Origin of the sequence: Stenotrophomonas sp. a6 (assembly GCF_030913325.1) — a bacterium.
GTDB lineage: Bacteria > Pseudomonadota > Gammaproteobacteria > Xanthomonadales > Xanthomonadaceae > Stenotrophomonas > Stenotrophomonas maltophilia.
In genome coordinates this window covers 2974714-2993748 of the sequence record NZ_CP133161.1, presented here as the reverse complement: position 1 = coordinate 2993748, position 19035 = coordinate 2974714, and the positions used below count along the sequence as shown (strand labels likewise).

Annotated in this window: 16 protein-coding genes and 2 tRNA genes; 8 read left to right on the top strand and 10 right to left on the bottom strand. The window is 66.7% G+C overall.

What is annotated here, in order from left to right:
* Positions 1 to 11 precede the first annotated feature (11 nt).
* Genes Q9Q79_RS13845 through Q9Q79_RS13810 form a run of 8 tightly spaced genes read left to right on the top strand, consistent with a single transcriptional unit; the run spans position 12 to position 8026 of the window.
* Positions 12 to 1100 (top strand): acetylornithine deacetylase, encoded by a 1089-nt coding sequence (locus tag Q9Q79_RS13845; RefSeq protein WP_201863923.1) that lies wholly within the window; start codon positions 12 to 14, stop codon positions 1098 to 1100.
* Between the two features lie 25 nt (positions 1101 to 1125).
* Positions 1126 to 2454: an acetylglutamate kinase gene (locus Q9Q79_RS13840; RefSeq protein WP_005410366.1), complete on the top strand. Its 1329-nt coding sequence runs from the start codon at positions 1126 to 1128 to the stop codon at positions 2452 to 2454.
* Positions 2455 to 2457: 3 nt separating this feature from the next.
* A complete protein-coding gene (locus Q9Q79_RS13835; protein ID WP_049418141.1) occupies positions 2458 to 3060 on the top strand; it encodes a GNAT family protein in 603 nt (200 codons plus the stop codon).
* On the top strand, positions 3057 to 4010 hold the full coding sequence (gene argC, locus Q9Q79_RS13830) for an N-acetyl-gamma-glutamyl-phosphate reductase (protein ID WP_088430021.1): 954 nt from the start codon (positions 3057 to 3059) through the stop codon (positions 4008 to 4010). Before Q9Q79_RS13835 ends, argC begins: the two co-directional genes overlap by 4 nt.
* Positions 4011 to 4030: 20 nt before the next feature.
* Entirely contained in the window at positions 4031 to 5326 is a 1296-nt protein-coding gene (argH, locus tag Q9Q79_RS13825) for an argininosuccinate lyase (protein ID WP_005414004.1), read from the top strand.
* Complete coding sequence (locus tag Q9Q79_RS13820) at positions 5326 to 5589, top strand: YciI family protein (RefSeq protein WP_005410362.1); 264 nt, start codon at positions 5326 to 5328, stop codon at positions 5587 to 5589. The genes argH and Q9Q79_RS13820 overlap by 1 nt, the downstream gene beginning before the upstream one ends.
* 11 nt (positions 5590 to 5600) lie before the next feature.
* Positions 5601 to 6758, top strand: coding sequence for a glutamate 5-kinase (gene proB, locus Q9Q79_RS13815; protein WP_043035348.1), 1158 nt, complete (start codon positions 5601 to 5603; stop codon positions 6756 to 6758).
* The gene (locus Q9Q79_RS13810; protein WP_059034825.1) at positions 6755 to 8026 is read left to right on the top strand and encodes a glutamate-5-semialdehyde dehydrogenase; all 1272 of its coding nucleotides are present in this window, start codon (positions 6755 to 6757) and stop codon (positions 8024 to 8026) included. Before proB ends, Q9Q79_RS13810 begins: the two co-directional genes overlap by 4 nt.
* 135 nt (positions 8027 to 8161) lie before the next feature.
* On the opposite strand, the gene pgaD is transcribed toward Q9Q79_RS13810, so the two are convergent.
* The 10 genes from pgaD to Q9Q79_RS13760 all read right to left on the bottom strand — a co-directional run bounded on the left by pgaD (position 8162) and on the right by Q9Q79_RS13760 (position 18855).
* Complete coding sequence (gene pgaD, locus Q9Q79_RS13805) at positions 8162 to 8632, bottom strand: poly-beta-1,6-N-acetyl-D-glucosamine biosynthesis protein PgaD (protein ID WP_005410359.1); 471 nt, start codon at positions 8630 to 8632, stop codon at positions 8162 to 8164.
* A complete protein-coding gene (gene pgaC / locus Q9Q79_RS13800; protein ID WP_049460532.1) occupies positions 8629 to 9885 on the bottom strand; it encodes a poly-beta-1,6-N-acetyl-D-glucosamine synthase in 1257 nt (418 codons plus the stop codon). Before pgaC ends, pgaD begins: the two co-directional genes overlap by 4 nt.
* A 1-nt stretch (position 9886) precedes the next feature.
* On the bottom strand, positions 9887 to 11773 hold the full coding sequence (gene pgaB, locus Q9Q79_RS13795; protein ID WP_201863925.1) for a poly-beta-1,6-N-acetyl-D-glucosamine N-deacetylase PgaB: 1887 nt from the start codon (positions 11771 to 11773) through the stop codon (positions 9887 to 9889).
* A gap of 1 nt (position 11774) precedes the next feature.
* On the bottom strand, positions 11775 to 13802 hold the full coding sequence (gene pgaA, locus Q9Q79_RS13790; RefSeq protein ID WP_201863927.1) for a poly-beta-1,6 N-acetyl-D-glucosamine export porin PgaA: 2028 nt from the start codon (positions 13800 to 13802) through the stop codon (positions 11775 to 11777).
* 344 nt (positions 13803 to 14146) lie between these two features.
* The gene (locus Q9Q79_RS13785; protein WP_005410355.1) at positions 14147 to 15352 is read right to left on the bottom strand and encodes an MFS transporter; all 1206 of its coding nucleotides are present in this window, start codon (positions 15350 to 15352) and stop codon (positions 14147 to 14149) included.
* A 222-nt stretch (positions 15353 to 15574) separates the two neighbouring features.
* A tRNA-Pro gene (locus Q9Q79_RS13780) sits at positions 15575 to 15651 on the bottom strand.
* Positions 15652 to 15791: 140 nt separating this feature from the next.
* A tRNA-Pro gene (locus Q9Q79_RS13775) sits at positions 15792 to 15868 on the bottom strand.
* Positions 15869 to 15923: 55 nt separating this feature from the next.
* Positions 15924 to 16040 (bottom strand): cytochrome bd-I oxidase subunit CydX, encoded by a 117-nt coding sequence (gene cydX / locus Q9Q79_RS13770; protein WP_005410354.1) that lies wholly within the window; start codon positions 16038 to 16040, stop codon positions 15924 to 15926.
* Positions 16041 to 16098: 58 nt separating this feature from the next.
* Positions 16099 to 17250 carry a cytochrome d ubiquinol oxidase subunit II gene (gene cydB / locus Q9Q79_RS13765; RefSeq protein WP_005410353.1) on the bottom strand — a complete coding sequence of 384 codons (1152 nt, stop codon included), beginning with the start codon at positions 17248 to 17250 and terminating at the stop codon, positions 16099 to 16101.
* Between the two features lie 15 nt (positions 17251 to 17265).
* Entirely contained in the window at positions 17266 to 18855 is a 1590-nt protein-coding gene (locus Q9Q79_RS13760; protein WP_201863929.1) for a cytochrome ubiquinol oxidase subunit I, read from the bottom strand.
* Positions 18856 to 19035: the final 180 nt, after the last annotated feature.

The following is a 19035-nucleotide window of genomic DNA, read 5'->3' as shown; positions in this document are numbered from 1 at the left end:
TATTCAGACACATGCTTGAACAGACGCTCGATCACCTGCAGGCCCTGGTGTCTTTCGACACCCGCAACCCGCCGCGTGCGATCACCACCGGTGGCATCTTCGATTACCTGCGCGCGAACCTGCCCGGCTTCAACGTCGAGGTGATCGACCATGGCGCGGGCGCGGTCAGCCTGTACGCCGTGCGTGGTACGCCGAAGTACCTGTTCAACGTGCACCTGGATACGGTGCCGGACTCGCCGCACTGGAGTGCCGACCCGCATGTGATGCGGCGCCTGGACGACCGCGTGGTCGGCCTGGGCGTGTGTGACATCAAGGGCGCGGCCGCTGCACTGGTGGCTGCGGCCAATGCCAGCGATGGTGATGCCGCGTTCCTGTTCTCCAGCGATGAAGAAGCCAACGATCCGCGCTGCATCGCCGCGTTCCTGGCCCGCGGCATTCCGTACGACGCGGTGCTGGTGGCCGAGCCGACCATGAGCGAAGCGGTGCTGGCGCATCGCGGCATCAGCTCGGTGCTGATGCAGTTCGCCGGTCGTGCAGGGCACGCCTCGGGCAAGCAGGATGCGGCTGCCAGCGCGCTGCACCAGGCGATGCGCTGGGGCAACCGCGCGCTGGACCATGTGGAATCGCTGGCTTCGGCGCGCTTCGGTGGGCTGACGGGCCTGCGCTTCAACATCGGCCGCGTCGAAGGCGGGATCAAGGCCAACATGATCGCGCCCGCTGCTGAAGTGCGCTTCGGCTTCCGGCCGCTGCCGTCGATGAACATCGACGCGTTGCTGGCCACCTTCGCCGGTTTCGCCGAGCCGGAAGCGGCGGTATTCACCGAAACCTTCCGTGGCCCCAGCCTGCCGGCCGGCGACATCGCCGAAGCCGAGAACCGCCGCCTGCTGGCACGTGACGTGGCCGATGCGCTGGAACTGCCGATCGGCAACGCGGTGGACTTCTGGACCGAGGCCTCGCTGTTCTCGGCCGGTGGTTACACCACGCTGGTGTTCGGCCCGGGTGACATCGCCCAGGCCCACACCGCCGATGAGTTCGTGACGCTGGAGCAGTTGCAGCGCTACACCGACGCCGTGCACCGCATCATCGCCGCCGGCGCCTGATTCTTCCCTTTCCGACGAAACCGAAATGTCTCCTGCCCTCCAGCCCCATCGCCAGACCCGCCAGACCATCGTGCGCCTGCTTTCCAGCATGGCCAGCGCGAAGGAGATCAGCCAGTACCTCAAGCGCTTCTCGCAGCTGGATGCCAAGCGCTTCGCCGTGGTCAAGGTCGGCGGCGCGGTGCTGCGCGACGACCTCGACGCGCTGACCTCTTCGCTGTCGTTCCTGCAGGAAGTCGGGCTGACCCCGATCGTGCTGCACGGCGCCGGCCCGCAGCTGGATGCCGAACTGTCGGCCGCCGGCATCGAGAAGCAGACCGTGAACGGCCTGCGCGTGACCTCGCCGGAAGCGCTGGCGATCGTGCGCCGGGTGTTCCAGCAGTCCAACCTGCGGCTGGTCGAGGCGCTGCAGCAGAACGGCGCGCGCGCCACCTCGATCACCGGCGGCGTGTTCGAAGCCGAGTACCTGGATGTGGATACCTACGGCCTGGTCGGCGAAGTGAAGAAGGTCAACCTGGCACCGATCGAGGCCAGCCTGCGCGCCGGCTCGATCCCGGTCATCACCAGCCTGGGCGAGACCGCCGGCGGCCAGATCCTCAACGTCAACGCCGACTTCGCCGCCAACGAGCTGGTACAGGAACTGCAGCCGTACAAGATCATCTTCCTGACCGGCACGGGCGGCCTGCTGGACGAGGCGGGCAACGTGATCGATTCGATCAACCTGTCCACCGAGTACGACCACCTGATCGCGCAGCCGTGGATCCACGGCGGCATGAAGGTGAAGATCGAACAGATCAAGGATCTGCTCGACCGCCTGCCGCTCGAATCGTCGGTGTCGATCACGCGCCCGGCCGACCTGGCCAAGGAACTGTTCACCCACAAGGGTTCGGGCACGCTGGTGCGCAAGGGTGAAAAGGTGCTGCGCGCCACCGCCTGGAACGAACTGGACCTGCCGCGCCTGAAGGGCCTGATCGAATCCAGCTTCGGCCGCGCGCTGGTGCCGGACTATTTCGAGAAGACCAAGCTGTTGCGTGCCTACGTCAGCGAGAACTACCGCACCGCGGTCATCCTCACCGACGAGGCAGAGGGCGTGTACCTGGACAAGTTCGCCGTGCTCGACGACGCGCAGGGCGAGGGTCTGGGCCGTGCGGTCTGGAACGTGATGCTGGAGGAGACGCCGCAGCTGTTCTGGCGCTCGCGCCATGGCAACCCGATCAATCACTTCTACTACGCCGAATCCGACGGCTGCTACAAGCAGGACCACTGGAAGGTATTCTGGTTCGGTGCCGATGGCATCGACCGGATCAAGACCTATGTCGATCATTGCGCGCAGCGCACCCCGAGCCTGCAGGGCTGAGCAATGAGCAACCTCGATGCCTGGAACACGGTTCCCACCCTGCGCGGCCAGCACGTAACCCTGCAGCCGCTGCAGATGGAACACGTGCCCGGCCTGCGCGATGCGCTTGAAGGCAGCGGCCTGGACCAGCTCTGGTACACCCAGGTGCCGTCGCCGGAACAGGCCGAGACCTATGTGCGGGCCGCGCTGCAGGCGCAGAGCGAAGGCAAGGTGCTGCCGTTCGTGATCCGTGATGCGGCTGGCGGAATCGTTGGCAGTACCCGTTTCTATGACATGGATGCCGGTGTGCCGAAACTCAGCCTCGGCTACACCTGGTATGCGCCGCGCGTGCAGCGCACCGGTGCCAACACCGAAGCCAAGCTGTTGCTGCTGCAGCACGCCTTCGAAACGCTGGGCTGCATCAGCGTGGTGCTGGAAACCAGCTGGTTCAACGCCACCTCGCGCACTGCCATCGCCCGCCTCGGCGCCAAGCAGGATGGCGTGCTGCGCAACCACAAGCGGCATGCCGACGGCACGCCGCGCGACACCGTCATCTTCTCCATCATCGACGCGGAATGGCAGGGCGTGAAGCGCCACCTGCAGTACCGCCTGGACAGCCACGCATGAACGATTCGACCTTTACCCTTGGCATCGTCGGTGCCCGCGGCCATACCGGCGCCGAGCTGATCAAGCTGGTGGCCGCCCATCCGCGGCTGGAACTGGCTTTCGTCTCCTCGCGCGAGCGCGCCGGGCAGCGCCTGTCCGACCATCACCCGGAATTCCAGGGCGATCTGCAGTACGAGAACCTGGACGCCGACGCGGTGGCGGCCAAGGGTGTGGACGCAGTGATCCTGGCCCTGCCCAATGGCCTGGCCGCACCGTTCGTGGCTGCGCTGGAAGCGGCGAAGCCGGACACCGTCATCGTCGATCTCTCGGCCGACCATCGCTTCGACAACAGCTGGTACTACGGCCTGCCGGAGCTGACCCGCGGCCGCTACAACGGCCAGAAGCACATCAGCAACCCGGGCTGCTATGCCACGGCGATGCAGCTGGCGGTGCATCCGCTGCTGGACCTGCTGGCCGGTCCGCCGCAGTGCTTCGGTGTCTCCGGCTACTCCGGCGCCGGTACCACGCCGTCGGACAAGAACAACGTCGAACTGCTGGCCGACAACCTGATGCCCTACGCGCTGACCAACCACGTGCACGAGCGGGAGGTGTCGGTGCAGCTGGGCGTGGCTGTTGAATTCATGCCACATGTCGCGCCGCATTTCCGGGGCATCACGCTTACCGCCAACTTGTGGCTGAACCGCGTGCAGACCCGCGAACAGATCGTCGAGCGCTTCCAGCAGGCCTATGCCGGCGAACCCCTGATCGACGTGGTGGATGAAGCGCCGTGGGTCAGCCGCATCGCCGGCCGCCACGGTGCCCAGGTCGGTGGCTTCACCCTGGCCCCGGGCGGCAAGCGGGTCGTCGTGGTGGCGACCCTGGACAACCTGCTCAAGGGCGCGGCCACCCAGGCCATGCAGAACCTCAACCTCGCGCTGGGCATCGACGAACTGATGTCCATCCCGCACTGAACACGCCTTCCGGAGCCCCCATGGCAGACCTTCTTTGGCAGAAGCCCGGCGTCGCTGTCGACGCCCAGATCCAGACCTTCCTCGCCGGTGACGACGTGATCCTCGACCGCGAGTTCTTCCTGCATGACATCGCCGCCAGCGCCGCACATGCACAAGGCCTGCAGCACATCGGCATCCTCAGTGCCGACGAGCTGGACGGCCTGCTGCGCGAACTGGAGGTGCTGGCGCAGGACTTCCGCGAAGGCCGCTTCGTGCTCGATACCCAGTATGAGGATGGCCACTCGGCGATCGAAGCCCGCCTGACCGAACGCCTCGGCGATGCCGGCCGCAAGATCCACACCGGCCGCAGCCGCAACGACCAGATCCTGGTCGCCACCCGCCTGTGGCTGAAGGAGAAGCTGCAGCGCGTGGCACAGCTCAGCGCCGAAGTGGCCAAGGTCGCGCTGGACCGCGCACAGGCCGAGAAGGACCTGCCGATTCCCGGCTACACCCACATCCAGCGCGCCGTAGTGTCCTCGGCCGGCATGTGGTGGGCGGGCTGGGCCGAGGCCTTCATCGACAATGCCATCCGCGCGCGTGACACCCATGCGCTGGTCGATGCCAATCCACTGGGCACGGCTGCCGGCTACGGCGTGAACCTGCCGCTGGACCGCGAGCACACCACGGCTGCGCTCGGTTTTGCGCGCATGCAGATCTCGCCGATCTACGCACAGCTGTCGCGCGGCAAGTTCGAGCTGGCCGCGCTGGAAGCGCTCGGTGGTGCCACGCTGGACCTGCGCCGCATCGCCTGGGACCTGTCGCTGTTCACCAGCGCCGAGTTCGGCTTCGTCGCGCTGCCGGCGCAGTACACCACCGGCAGTTCGATCATGCCCAACAAGCGCAACCCGGACGTGATCGAGCTGATGCGTGCGACCCACGCCAGCGTCGCCGCCGCGCGCACCGAGATCGAGCAGCTGCTGTCGCTGCCGTCGGGCTACCACCGCGACCTGCAGTCGTCCAAGGGTGCCATCTTCCACGGCTTCGGCCGTGGCCTGGCCGCGCTGGAGCTGCTGCCGGCGCTGCTGGCCAACCTGGAATGGCGTGACGACAAGCTGCGTGCGGCCATCGATTCGGGCATGTATGCCACCGACGTGGCGGTGGAAGCGGCCGTGGCCGGCGTGCCGTTCCGTGAGGCCTACAAGGCCGCTGCGGCCGGTGCCGACAGTGCAGGGCAGGGGCGTACCCCGGAAGGCAGCCTCGCCGCGCGCGTGTCGCCGGGTTCGGCCGCCGACCTGCGCCTGGACGAACTGCGCGCGCGCTGGCAGGCGCTGTCCTGATGGCGGGCACTGTCTACCTGGTGATGGCGATGCGCCGGCCGGACTTCAACGATGCAGCGGTGCAGCTGCACCGCGATTTCCTCGATGCGTTGCAGGCGCAGGGCAAGCTGCAGCTGACTGGTGGTTTCGCCGACGGCAGTGGTGGCGCTTATGTGCTGTGCAACGTGGACAGCCTGGCGCAGGCGCAGGCCATCGTCGCCACCGATCCGCTGGTGACGATGCAGGCCTCCGAGCTGACCGTGCACGAATGGAACACCCGCTGAGACACTGACCGATGATCCCGCACGCTGCCAACGTCGCCTCGCCGTTCCCCGAACAAGCGCTGCCGCCATGGCGGCGTGCGGTGCTGAAGGTCGGCAGCAGCCTGCTGGCAGCCGATGGCGGCGGCCTGTCACCACGCCACGCGCTGGGCCTGGCGCAGTTCGTCTCGGCCAATGTCCTGGCCGGGCGCGAGGTGGTGATCGTGTCTTCCGGCGCGGTCGCTGCCGGGCGCGCGATCCTGCCGCGGGCCGATGAACCTGGCGCGGCGATGGCGGCGCGGCAGGCGCTGGCTGCGCTCGGCCAGGCCCAGCTGATCGGGCTCTGGCAGCGCTTCTTCGAGCGCCCGGTGGCGCAGGTGCTGCTGACCCATGACGACCTGCGCAACCGCCGCCGCTACCTCAACGCCCGCGCCACGCTCAACGAACTGCTGCGGCTGGGCGCGTTGCCGGTGGTCAACGAGAACGACACCGTGTCGGTGGACGAGCTCAAGCTTGGCGACAACGACAACCTGGCGGCGACGGTGGCGGCGCTGGTCGATGCCGATGCGCTGTTCATCGCCACCGATATCGATGGCCTGTACAGCGCCGACCCGCGCACCGTGGCCGACGCGCGGCCGCTGCACGACGTGCCGGAACTGAGTGACGAGGTGCTGGCGATGGCCGGCGGCGCCGGCTCGCGCGCCGGTACCGGCGGCATGCGGACCAAGCTGGAAGCGGCAGCGAAGGCGGGTCGTCTCGGCATCGAAACCTATCTGTTCAATGGCCGTAGCGGTGACGTGGTACGCGCGCTGGCCCAGGACCGCCTGTTCGGTACCCGTATCCACGCCGCGCGCAGCCGTGAGGCGGCCCGCAAGCACTGGCTGCGGCACGCGCCGCTGGTCGAGGGAGCGATCGTGATCGATGCCGGCGCGGCGCAGGCGATGCGCGAGAAGGGCGCCTCGCTGCTGCCCGGCGGCATCACCGGCGCGGAGGGCATGTTCCGCCGTGGCGACATGGTGCAGGTGTGCTGGAACGCGCCACAGGGCCGCGTCTGCGTGGCGCGCGGCGTCAGCCAGTACGCGGCCGATGATGTGCGCCGGATCGCCGGCCGCCATTCGCGCGACATCGAGGCCGTGCTGGGCTACAACTACGGTGGCAGTGTCGTCCATCGCGACGATCTGGTGCTGCCATGACCGGTTTGAAGGACTCCCCGATGAGCGAAATCGAAGCGCAGGCGCGTGCCTGCCGTGACGCGGCCCAGATCGTTGCCGGCCTCGACAGTGCGGCGCGCCGCACGCTGCTGCTGGCAATGGCCCAGGCACTGGAAGTGAATGCCGGGCTGATCCTGGCCGGTAATGCGCGCGACCTTGCCGCTGCGCGCGAGAAAGGCATTGGCAGTGCCATGCTCGACCGCCTGGCGCTGGACCCGGCACGCCTGTTCGCGATGGCCGAAGCCGTGCGTGAGGTCGCCGCGCTGCCCGATCCCGTCGGCCAGATCACCCGCGACGATGTGCGTCCAAACGGCATCCGCGTGCAGAAGGTGCGCGTGCCGCTGGGCGTGATCGCGATGATCTACGAGGCGCGCCCGAACGTGACCGCCGAAGCGGCTGCGCTGTGCCTGAAGGCCGGCAATGGCGTGATCCTGCGCGGTGGTTCCGAAGCGATCCACTCCAACACCGCCATCGCCCGGGCGCTGGCCGGCGCCCTGCAGGCCAATGGCGTACCGGCGGCGGCAGTGACCGTGCTGACCGACCTGCGCCGCGAAGCAATGCTGGAGCTGCTGCAGCTGCATGAACTGATCGATCTGGCGATTCCGCGCGGCGGCGAAGGCCTGATCCGCTTCGTTGCCGAGCATGCGCGGGTGCCGGTGATCAAGCACTACAAGGGTGTCTGCCACCTGTTCGTGGATGCCAGCGCCGACCTCGGCAAAGCCATCGACCTTCTGGTGGACGGCAAGTGCAGCCGTCCGTCGGCCTGCAACTCGCTGGAAACCCTGCTGGTGCATCGTGATGTGGCCGAAGCCTTCCTGCCGCGCGTGGCGCAGGCGCTAGGTGAGCGTGGCGTGGAGCTGCGCGCCGACACGAACGCGCAGCCGCTGCTGCCGGGCAGCACCGCCGCCAGCGAAGACGACTACGCTGCCGAGTTCCTCGACCTGGTGCTGGCCGTGCGCGTGGTTGATGACCTCGAGGCGGCCATCGCGCACATCCGTGCCTATACCTCCGACCATACCGAAGTGATCGCCACCGAAGACGCCGGCCATGCCGAGCGCTTCGTCAACGCACTGCGCTCGGCGGTGGTGATGGTCAATGCCTCGTCGCGCTTCTCCGACGGTGGACAGCTGGGCCTGGGCAGCGAGATCGGCATTTCCACCACGCGCCTGCATGCGTACGGCCCAATGGGCCTGGAAGCACTCACCGTCGAACGATTCGTCGTGCGCGGTGAAGGGCAGACGCGCAAGTAGATCCACGCGATGCGCGGATGCCCTTCGCGGTAGACCCCGGTGCCGACCAAGGTCGGCGCCCACCAGGCCCAAGCGCCGACCAGGGTCGGCAGCTACCCAAGCAAGCGCCGACCCGGGTCGGCGACTACCGGGGCGTCACACCACCTCGCGGCGGATACCGATCGGCCGCGCGTGATCGTCCATGTGCAGCGTGGCGGCCTTGCAGCCCAGCAGGCGCTCGGCAAGGCCGGTGCTGGCACCCAGATCGGCCGCGACTTCATTGAGGCTGGCCAGCGGTCGCGGCAGGCGTCGCTCGTGGCCACGGAAGCGCGCGCGGTTGTACTCGGCCCAGCCGATCAGCAGCACGCTGGCACACAGCAGCATCAGCGGCAGTGCCACCAGCACATAGGGGTCGAACTGGCTTTGCCGTTCGTACAGCTGCTGCCAGGCCAGCTGGCCGCCGATCAGCCACGAGAACAGGGTCACCAACGGTGCCCACAGGTAGAAGTAGAACCCCCAGAACGCGAGGGTGACGAAGCCCCAGGCGGTGCGCTGGAAGCGTGGTTGGCGATGCGGCTTGCGGATCATCCGCGAGTCGAAGCGGTTGGACGGGCGTTGTGCGTTCATCGGATCCCCCGATCGGGACTGGTCCAGGTGGCGCGCTTGCTGCGACGGCGCAGCAGGGTCTTCGGCAACGCCACCAGGGTGGTGGAAAGACTGATCAGCCAGTACGCCATCGGGTACCAGATGACCCAGAAGTAGTTGCGTCCAATCTGTGTTTCGTAACGACGGTCGATGATCAGGCTGCTGGCGAACTGCATCAGGCAGACCAGGGCCAGGATCACGCCATGCCATTGCGGCAGCAGGCTGGCGATGTACAGCTGCGGCGGCAGGTCGATGAGCTTGCCCAGCACCCACAGCACCACGATGAACAACATGGTGTAGGCCCAGATCACGCTCAGCACGTACTCCAGCAGTACGCCCCACATGCGCCGTTCCTTCCAGTGCAGCAGTGAACGCGCATGCCGCAGCATCACTTCCACGCCACCCTGCGCCCAGCGGAGCCGTTGCCGCCACAGGCCCTTCAGCGTTTCCGGCATCAGGATGAAGCACAGCGCGTTGGGTTCGTAGCGGATGTCCCAATGCGCACGCTGCAGGCGCCAGCTGATGTCGATGTCCTCGGTCACCATGTCGTCCGACCACCAGCCGACCTGGTGCAGGGCGGTGCGGCGAAAGCCGGCGATCACTCCGGAGATGGTGAAGATGCGCCCGTACACGCGCTGCGCGCGCTTGATCATGCCGATGATCGAGGAGAATTCGGCCACCTGCAGGCGTCCAAGCAGGGTGGAACGGTTGCGGATGCGCGGGTTGCCGGTGACCGCACCGACGCGGTTGCCGCTGACCAGGTGCCAGACCATCCAGTGCAGGGCGTGTTCCTCCAGCATGGCATCGCCATCGATGCACACCAGGTACTCCGAGCGGGCCGCCAGCGCACCCATGCGCAGCGCGTTGGCCTTGCCGAGGTTGCGGTCCAGGTGCAGCACGCGCAGCCGCGGATGCTTCGCCGCCAGCACGTCGAGCCGGGCGCCGGTGTCATCACTGCTGCCATCGTCGATGGCGATCACCTCGTAGTCGGCCGGATAGCGCTGTGCCAGCGCCGCGCCGAGTGTGTCGTCGAGGTTCGCGGACTCGTTGTGGCAGGGAATCAACAGGCTCGCGAACGGTGGATCGACCATCAGCGGCGGGTCGTTGCGTGGGCGCGAATGGCGTTCGCGCCGGAAGTAGTAATACAGGCCGCCCGACATCCAGAAGAACGCCATCACCATCGGGTAGTAGAAGGCGAACTGGAACAGGACCTGCAGCAGCGGGTGCATGTCCATGTCACTTCTCCGGGTACGGGAAGTTGCCGGCGGACATCGCCGCGCGGGCATCATGGGTGGAAGGCTGGCCGGCGATGAAGTCGTCCGGGTACCAGGCGAAGTGGTGCACGCCCTGCGCCTGCAGCTGGCGGATCTGCGAGCGCAGGCGCTCGGCGGGAATCGGTTGCCCGCTGCGCCAATCGACGGTCTGCAGTTCGAACAGGGTGTGCTGCAACTGGGGATCGTGCGCACGCACCGCGGCCAGCAGCTGGTCAAGCCAGCGTTCCGGATGCCTGCTGCCTTCCATCCACGGCATCGCCATCAGTGCGGTCTGGTCGTAGGCCTTGTTGAACAGGTCCAGGCGCTGCGCGAACCAGGCTTCGCTCTGCGGACGCAGCACCGGCTCCGCGTACAGGTTGCGCACCGTGGCCAGCTTCGGCCGCCAACGCTGCGCACTGTCGCGCAGGGCCAGGGTGAAGTCGATCAGCGCCCGGGTGCGAGCGCTGCCATCGTCGCCGGCCGCCAGCGTCGGCAGTTCTGTGTCGCGCAGGTAGCCATCATCATGGAAGAGCAGGCCTTCGAAGTACGAGTTGACGGCCAGATCCTCGTAGATGTCGAGCATGATCTGGCGTGCCTTCGGATTGGTGAAGTCCAGCCGGTACATGCCGTCGGCATCGCCGTTGTGGATCGCCAGTGCCTTGCGCTGCACGGGGTCGGGCAGCTCGAAGCCGAGCACCGGCAGCCATGCGTAGACCTTCACCCCCGCGCGCGACTTCAGCTGCCAGGCGACCCGGCTGAACAGGTCCGCGCGCATCGGCATGTGCCGGTTGGGGAAGTACAGTGCTTCGGCGGTGTTGTTGCCGTCCGGATCGGCGAACGCCTGCAGGTAGACGTGGGTGGGCGAGATGCGTTTGACCCGCTCGATCAGCGCATCGAGGTTGCGCCCCTGCTGCGCCGGGTCCGGGTCGTACACATCATCCAGGTCGACCTGCAACGCGCGGATGCCGTCGAGCGCAACGTCGCGCCGCAGCTCGTAGGCCAGGCCCTCCACGGTCGGGTTGTCGCTGACCAGGAAGCGCGCCAGCCCATGCAGGTCGCTGGCCACTGGTGTGCTGCGGCCTTCCAGATCGAAGGACACCGGCATGCCCAGCTGTTCGGCGATGTCGTTGCTCAACTGGTTGTAGGCCGCGTACGGCCAGACGATGGCGCGCGGGCGCACGCCCAGATGCTGCTGGATGCGCTGCACGCTGCGGCCGAGATCGGCGCGCAGGCGCTGCTCGTACTGCGCCTCGCTCTCGTAGCTGCGCGTGGCCGGCCGGTAGATGCGGGTGACCACCGCTGGCGTCGAATTGCCCTGCGGATTGGCAAGCACTCCGTGGTGCAGGTCGTCTGTATGGCTGGCCACTTCGATCAGGCCGCTGTCGTGCATCTGCTTCAGCTGCGCCCAGGTAACGAAGTCATCGTGGCCGAACGGCCGGTAGCCATAGTCGATCGTGCGCCCGGGCGCCATGTCCACGTAATCGGTGATCACTGCCACCAGCGCCGGGTAGCGGTACGCCTGCAGCAGCGGGAACGCCTTGTCGTAGACGCTGCGCAGGCCATCATCGAAGGTCAGCAGTACCGGTTTCGGTGGCAGCGTGGCGCGTCCCTGGGAGGCGTCGATCACCTGCGACAGCGACACCGGGTGGTAGCCGTGTGCCCCCAGCCAATCCAGGTGCGCGGCGAAGTTCTGCGTGCTCACCGCGTAGGTATCGGCGTCGCCCTTGGCCGCGACCCGGTCGCGGATGTCGTGGTAGCTGAGGATCAGCAGGCCGTTGTCAGTGGCATCGAGATGCAGGGCCTGCTGCGCGAACGCCGGCGGCGTGGCGGCCAGCAGCAGGAGCACGATCAGTCGCAGGATGCGGGCCATGTCACTCTCCCCAGCGCAGTGCGGCTTCGAAGCCGATATGACGCTCGCGGTGGCCGTCGTAGACCGGCCGCGACCAGCGCACGCCGTACTCGAACACGCGGCCCTGGCCCAGCTGCCATTCGTGCATGTAGGACACCGAAGGGACCAGAGCGCTGCCGAAGCCGTCCTGCCAGTAGTCACCGAGCGAGACCGTCAGGCGGTGCCGGAAGTGGCGCTCGTAGTGCCGCCACAGCTGCTGGTCGATGCGCAGCCCGATCTCGACCATGCGGTCGCGCTTCGGGCTGAAGTAGGGCGCGTCGTCGCGGCTGCCCCGGCTGGTGTAGGCACTGGCCAGGCCGTCGATCAACCAGCGCGGGCGGGTCAGCAGGCGCTGTTCGAGGCTGGTGCTGAACAGCTCGCGGTGGTTGCCGTCGTCGTAGCGGAAGCGGCTGGCGCCGAACATCCAGTGGGTCAGCTCGCTGCGCCGGTAGTCGACCTGCGCGCTCACGCTGTCAGCGCTGATGCCCGCCACGCGCGCCTGCATCGAGGCTTCCGGGTCATTGCGTGCGGCCACCAGCCCGGCATGCCAGTAATCGTTGAACTGCCAACCCACGCCGATGCGCAGGCCGGTATCGCCAATGTGGTCGTTGGCGCGCAGTACCGCCGCTTCCGCATCCAGCTGGCCAAAGCGGTAGCGTACGCCCGCGCCCAGCCACAGCGGGTCGATGCGCTGGTCCTGGAAGTCGACCGAGCGCCTGTCGGCGAAGGCGAACAACCGCCAGCGGTCGTCGAGCACCGGTGTCTGCACTTCCATGCCGTAGTGACGGTCGTTGTTGCCCAGCGGCGAGGTGCCGCCACCGCCGGAGCTGCGACCAATGTCGGTCCATGCCTTCAGCTGCCAACCGCGATGCGCGCGCCAGGCCTGGTCCATGCGTTCGACGGCGGGTTGGGTCGGGTAGCGTGCGACAAGATCGTCGTGCAGTGGCCTTGCCAGGTCATCGCGCTGCAGGGCGACGTAGGCCTCCTCCATGCCCAGCCGCGGCTCGATGTCGCGAGGGTCCAGCGCATGTGCCATCTGCTGGCGCTGCAGTGCCATGCGTGGCCATCCGCGCATCATGTACACGCTGCCCAGCGCGCTCTGCAGGCCGCCGTTGCCCGGTGCGATGTCGACCATCGATTCCAGGTCGTGCTGTGCGGTGCGCAGGTCGCCGCTATAGGCGCGTACCATCGCCAGATTCAGGTCGGCCTCGTAACGTGACCAGTTCGCGTACGGTGACTTGCCGTTGCTCCAGCGCCACGCCGGCTCCTTGTCACGCCAGGCCTGCAGCAGGTCGATCGCCTTTTCCTGCTGCTCGCTCTCCAGGTAGGCATAGGCCAGTTCCGAATGCGAGGCATCGCGTGTCGGGTCGCCGGCCACTGCCGCCTGCAGCACCGGTATGGCTTCTTCCGGATGCAGGGTGCCCATCAGCGAATCGCCGACCGCAGGCAGCACATAGTCGGGCAGGGCATGGCCTTCGGCCTGCAGTGCGCGGGCTTCCTCGCGCACCTGCGCATGGCGGCCCAGCCGGTTGAGCAGGATCAGCCGGTCCATGCGGACGCGAAGCGGCGCCTGCGCGGGCGGGGTGCCTTCGCTGCCCAGGTAGCGCTGCATGCGCGCCAGGGTCGATTCGGCTTCTTCCAGGCGGCTGTCTTCGCTGCTGCTGTAGGCCAGGCTCCAGACCACCAGCTTGGCCAGGTAGTCGCCTTCGATGCGTTGCTTCTGTGCAGCGTCGAACAGCTGCGGGCGCTGCTGGTACAGCTCCCAGGCGCGCCAGGCGTTGCCGATGTCGCCCAGGGTCAGTACGCGCAGCTTGAACAGCAGGTCGTCGTTGGGTTGCTCTTGGCTGGCGCGCTCGATCGCGCCGAGGGCATCCAGCCAGCGGGCCTGGTCGCGGTAGCGGCCGATCTCGGCCAGGGCCGCCTCGCGGTCAGGCGAGGCAGCGCTGCTGGCCCAGGCCAGGGCGGTACAGGCAAGGCCGACGCAGAGCGCCAGCCGGCGGTGGACAACCATTGGGGACCCCCTTGGCTTCCGAACCAGACAACCTGAGAAATGTGACGCACATCACATGCCAGCTTTTGGCGTGGCCGTGGCCCGCGTCACTCCCTTCGTGCATTCCCGTCCAGCAAGGACGGATACAAACCCGGACAGCGACCTGCAATGTCTTGTCTGAAACGAGAGTCCCCCGCACACCGAATGGCGGCCTGGGCGGCGCTGCCGCCCCCATGCCCGATGCCGGCACGCGGCAAGGATGGGCATTCGTGGGCACTATCCGCCCGGAATTGTCAGCCCGGTGTCAAAATGCGCAGACGGGCTGACGAGCGGTAGGTAGGGCCGGTTGCGAGGCCCTGCGCGGCTTACCAGAGGTCTTCCAGCTTGCGCGGCTTGCAGGCCACCCAGGAGGCGCACAGCATCAGGGTGGCGCAGCCGAACAGGAAGCTGAACGGGAGCGTCCAGCCGTTGCTGACCGTATGCAGCCAGCCGACCAGGAACGGCCCCAGACAGCTGAAGCTGTAACCCACGCCCTGCATGAAGCCGGACAGTGCCGCCGAGCCGGTGGGGGTGCGCGTGCGCAGGTTGATCAGGGTCAGCGCCAGCGGGAAGGTGGATGGACCGACGCCGAGCAGGCACGCCCATAGCAGGGGGGCCGTCATCGGTGCCAGCAGCAGGCCGGTGAAGGCGATCACGAACGAGAAGAAGCCGATCAGCACCAGCGGGAACGGGTTCTGCATGCGAACTGCCATGGATGGAATGACCAGCGACGGCAGCAGCCCCAGCGCCGAGAACACCGCCACCATCACGCCACCGAAGGCCGGTGTGCCGCCGGCCTCGACCACGATGCGTGGCAGCCAGGTGAACATCGAATAGGTCATCAGCGAAGTCATGCCGAACATCAGCGTCATGCTCCAGCCCAGTGAGGTGCGCCAGACTTTCCCATGCGGCTGTGCGGCCGGGTCGGTGGCATCTGCCTGCGGCTTCGGTGCGCGCCTGGCCAGAACCAGCCACGGCAATGCTGCGGCCAGTGCCAGCAGTGCCCACATGCCCAGCGACACGCGCCAGCCAGCGGCGTTGGCCATCGGCACCGCGAACAATGCGGGCAGCATGGTGCCCAGCTGCAGCACGCTGATGTAGAGCGTGCTCATGGTGCCGACCTTGTTGGCGAAGTAGCGCTTCACCAGCGGCGGCACCACCACGTTGCCGATGCCCATGCCGGCCAGTGCCAGCACCGAACCGAGCAGCAGCGTGCCGACGTTGCCGGCACTGGAGCGCAGCAGCAGGCCGGCCATCGCCATCACCATCGCCAGCAGCGTGGTGCGCTCCAGCCCGAGGCGCCGCGCCAGCGCCGGCGTGGCCACGCCGAACAGCGCGAACGAGGCGGTCGGCAGCATGCCCAGCACGCCGGTCATGGTGGTACCGAAACCGAACTGCTGGCCGAGCACGTCCAGCAGCGGGGTGATCGAGGTGACCGCGGTGCGCAGGTTGACCGCTGCCAGCAGGATCGCGGCGAATGCGAGGACGCGACCGTGCAGCAGCGACGGCGAATCGGAAGTGGAGGAACTCATCGGTGGTCCTTGCAGGTGTCGCACGTCGGGGCAATGGCATGCAGCGCCGGCATCGGTCTACGCCGAAGCGGCAGGTGGGGGAGGGGCTGCTGGCGGGCCGGCAGCGCGGCCATTGTACGTGCGGGCTCCGGCAAGGTCCCGTCATGCGGGAGGCCAGGTGCCTGATACAAAAAAAACCCGGAGGACAGTGATGTCTTCCAGGCTTCTTGGTGACCACCGAAGTGGTCGGGGAGACAGGATTCGAACCTGCGACCTCTACGTCCCGAACGTAGCGCTCTACCAGACTGAGCTACACCCCGAAGGGAGCCGCCTATTCTAGCGATTCACCCCGATGGCGGCAAGGGGTGAATGCTGTTTTCTTCACACTGCCGAAGCAGTGCCACTTCAGGGAACAAAAAAGCCTGGACGACTTCACCAGGCTTCAATGCGACCACCGAAGTGGTCGGGGAGACAGGATTCGAACCTGCGACCTCTACGTCCCGAACGTAGCGCTCTACCAGACTGAGCTACACCCCGAAGGAGCCGCCTAAGATACCGTGTGAAGGCCAAGGCGGCAAGGCTTTTTTACAGCTCAGCGACGATTTTCCTTCTCGATGCGGTTCTGCTCGCGGGCTTCGAACCACATGCCGTTGAGGATGGCCACCGTCGAGGCGAGGCCGGCACCGAGAATCCAGGCGAAATACCACATGATCAGTCTCCTTCATTCCGGGTAGGTGCCGACCGTTGGTCGGCACACGTGCAAGCAATCAATACGCGTTCGGGTTGTTGCCCATCTCTTCGGTGGTGGTCTTGCCCTTCAGCACGCGGTACACCCAGGTGGTGTAGGCGAGGATGATCGGCAGGAACACCGCCGTGGCCAGCAGCATGATCCACAGGGTCAGGTGGCTGGACGAGGCGTCCCACACGGTCAGGCTGGAGGTGGGCTGGCTCGAGGACGGCAGCAGGAACGGGAAGATCGCAAAGCCGACGGTCAGGATGATGCCGGCGATGGCGGCCCCCGAGGCGATGAAGGCCAGGCCGCCGCGACGGGCCCGCAGCAGTACCGCACTGGCCAGCAGTCCGGCCAGGCCCAGCAGCGGCGCCAGGATCGTGGCCGGCATGGCGCTGTAGTTGCGCATCCAGCCACCGGCGGCGCCGAGTTCGGCGGTCTTCAGCAGCGGATTGGTGGCGCCGTCGGTGACCACCTGCGAGGTGATCTGGTAACCCGGCAGGCCGAAGGCCACCCAGGCACCGCCCACCGCGAACAGCACGAAGGCGATGATCGCGGCGATGCTGCCGAAACGGGCCGCACGTTCGGCCACCGGGCCGTCGGTCTTCAGCACCAGCATGGCGGCACCGTGGGCGACCAGCATCGACACGCTGAGCAGGCCGGCCAGCAGCGCGAAGGGCATCAGCAGGCCGAAGAACGAGCCGGTGTAGAAGATGCGCATGCTGTCATCGAAGTGGAACGGCACGCCCAGCACCACGTTGCCCACCGCCACGCCCATGATCAGCGCCGGGATGAAGCCACCGATGAACAGCGCCCAGTCCCAGGTGTTGCGCCAGCGCTCGCTGGGCATCTTGCTGCGGAACTTGAAGCCGACCGGTCGCAGGATCAGCGCGAACAGGATCACGAACATCGCCAGGTAGAACCCGGAGAAGCTGACCGCGTAGAGCGGCGGCCATGCGGCGAAGATCGCGCCGCCGCCCAGGATCAGCCACACCTGGTTGCCTTCCCATACCGGACCGATGGTATTGATCACCAGCCGGCGCTCAGCGTCGTTGCGGGCGACGAAGGGCAGCAGGGTGCCCACGCCCAGGTCGAAACCATCCATCACGGCGAAACCGATCAGCAGGATGCCGAGTAGCAGCCACCAGATCACGCGCAGCGTGGTGTAGTCCAGAAGAATGAAATCCATCTTGGTTCTCCTGCCTCAGGCCTGGCCGGCGGCCGGCGCCGAGGCATTGTGGGAAGCATGCGGCTGGGGCGACTGCAGTGACGGCAGCACCTCGTCCGGACCCTTGCGGATCGCCTTGAGCATCAGCTTGATCTCGACCACGATCAGCGCGGTGTAGATGGCAGTGAAGCCGGCCAGGGTCAGCACGATTTCATGCAGGGCCAGCCCCGATGCTGCATAGAAGGTCGGCAGCACGCCATCGACCGCCCACGGCTGGCGACCATACTCGGCCACGAACCAGCCGCACTCGATCGCGATCCACGGTGCCGGCAGCGTCCACAGGGCCAGCTTGAGGAACCAGCGCTTGTCCTGGAAATTGTTGCGGCAGGAGTAGTAGAAGGCCAGGGCGAAGAAAGCGATGAGGTAGAAGCCGAGGCCGGCCATCACGCGGAAGGTCCAGAACAACGGCATCACGCGCGGCACCGTGTCCATCGCCGCCTGCGAGATTTCCTGCGGGGTGGCGTTGAGGATGTCATCACGATAGCGCTTGAGCAGCAGGCCGTGGCCCAGGTCCTGCCAGTGACGGTCGAACATCTCGCGCGCTTCAACGTCGTTCTTGTTGGCGCGCAGGCGTTCCAATGCACCGTAGGCCAGCTGGCCGCCACGCACGCGGTGTTCGGCGCGCTCGACCAGTTCCAGGATGCCGGGAATCGGCTGGTTCAACGAGCGGGTGGCGATCAGGCCCATCAGGTAGGGGATCTTCACCGCGTAGTCGTTCTGGTGGGTCGCCTGGTTGGGGATGCCGAAGGCGGTGAAGTCGGCCGGCGCACGCTCGGTCTCCCACATCGCTTCGATCGCGGCCAGCTTCATCTTCTGGTGTTCGCTGGCGGCGTAACCGCTCTCGTCACCCAGCACGACCACCGACAGCGATGACAGCAGGCCGAACGCCGCGGCCACCGCAAACGAACGACGGGCCAGGTCCTTGTGCTTGTTGCGCAGCAGGAACAGCGCGCTGATCGCCATCACGAACACCGCACCGGTCACGTAGCCAGCGCTGACGGTGTGCACGAACTTGGCCTGCGCCACCGGGTTGAACACCACCGCCATGAAGTCGACCACTTCCATGCGCATGGTTTCCGGGTTGAACACCGCACCGGTCGGGTTCTGCATCCAGCCATTGGCCACCAGGATCCAGATCGCCGACAGGTTGGTCCCCAGCGCCATCAGCCAGGTCACCATCAGGTGCTTGACCTTGCTCAGGCGGTTCCAGCCGAAGAAGAACAGGCCGACGAAGGTCGCTTCCAGGAAGAACGCCATCAGGCCTTCGATGGCCAGTGGCGCACCGAAGATGTCACCCACGTAGTGGCTGTAGTAGGACCAGTTCATGCCGAACTGGAATTCCATGACGATGCCGGTGGCAACGCCCATGGCGAAGTTGATGCCGAACAGGACGCCCCAGAACAGGGTCATCCTGCGCCAGATCTCCTTGCCGGTCATCACATACACGCTCTCCATGATGGCCACCATGAAGGACAGGCCGAGGGTGAGCGGTACGAATAGGAAGTGGTACATCGCGGTCAGCGCGAATTGCAGCCGCGACAGTTCTACGACTGTCTGATCAATCATGGCCTGGCTACCTCGTTGGATAGTGCCGTTGCAGGTGGCGGGAAGGGTGGTCTACGACGTGAATGATGTGACCGACTACTTCAAACAGCCTTGATCCAGATCAATGTATGAACAGGTGCCCCGGTTGATCGTATGCCAACCTGATGAAGACTGCGACCGCCGGCCGCAGGGGCGGGCTAT

Excerpts from the sequence above, each read along its gene's own strand:
- Q9Q79_RS13845 (WP_201863923.1), top strand. The coding sequence starts at position 12 with ATGCTTGAACAGACGCTCGATCACCTGCAGGCCCTGGTGTCTTTCGAC.
- Q9Q79_RS13840 (WP_005410366.1), top strand. The coding sequence starts at position 1,126 with ATGTCTCCTGCCCTCCAGCCCCATCGCCAGACCCGCCAGACCATCGTG.
- Q9Q79_RS13835 (WP_049418141.1), top strand. The coding sequence starts at position 2,458 with ATGAGCAACCTCGATGCCTGGAACACGGTTCCCACCCTGCGCGGCCAG.
- argC (WP_088430021.1), top strand. The coding sequence starts at position 3,057 with ATGAACGATTCGACCTTTACCCTTGGCATCGTCGGTGCCCGCGGCCAT.
- argH (WP_005414004.1), top strand. The coding sequence starts at position 4,031 with ATGGCAGACCTTCTTTGGCAGAAGCCCGGCGTCGCTGTCGACGCCCAG.
- Q9Q79_RS13820 (WP_005410362.1), top strand. The coding sequence starts at position 5,326 with ATGGCGGGCACTGTCTACCTGGTGATGGCGATGCGCCGGCCGGACTTC.
- proB (WP_043035348.1), top strand. The coding sequence starts at position 5,601 with ATGATCCCGCACGCTGCCAACGTCGCCTCGCCGTTCCCCGAACAAGCG.
- Q9Q79_RS13810 (WP_059034825.1), top strand. The coding sequence starts at position 6,755 with ATGACCGGTTTGAAGGACTCCCCGATGAGCGAAATCGAAGCGCAGGCG.
- pgaD (WP_005410359.1), bottom strand. The coding sequence starts at position 8,632 with ATGAACGCACAACGCCCGTCCAACCGCTTCGACTCGCGGATGATCCGC.
- pgaC (WP_049460532.1), bottom strand. The coding sequence starts at position 9,885 with ATGGACATGCACCCGCTGCTGCAGGTCCTGTTCCAGTTCGCCTTCTAC.
- pgaB (WP_201863925.1), bottom strand. The coding sequence starts at position 11,773 with ATGGCCCGCATCCTGCGACTGATCGTGCTCCTGCTGCTGGCCGCCACG.
- pgaA (WP_201863927.1), bottom strand. The coding sequence starts at position 13,802 with ATGGTTGTCCACCGCCGGCTGGCGCTCTGCGTCGGCCTTGCCTGTACC.
- Q9Q79_RS13785 (WP_005410355.1), bottom strand. The coding sequence starts at position 15,352 with ATGAGTTCCTCCACTTCCGATTCGCCGTCGCTGCTGCACGGTCGCGTC.
- cydX (WP_005410354.1), bottom strand. The coding sequence starts at position 16,040 with ATGTGGTATTTCGCCTGGATTCTCGGTGCCGGCCTCGCCTCGACGGTG.
- cydB (WP_005410353.1), bottom strand. The coding sequence starts at position 17,250 with ATGGATTTCATTCTTCTGGACTACACCACGCTGCGCGTGATCTGGTGG.
- Q9Q79_RS13760 (WP_201863929.1), bottom strand. The coding sequence starts at position 18,855 with ATGATTGATCAGACAGTCGTAGAACTGTCGCGGCTGCAATTCGCGCTG.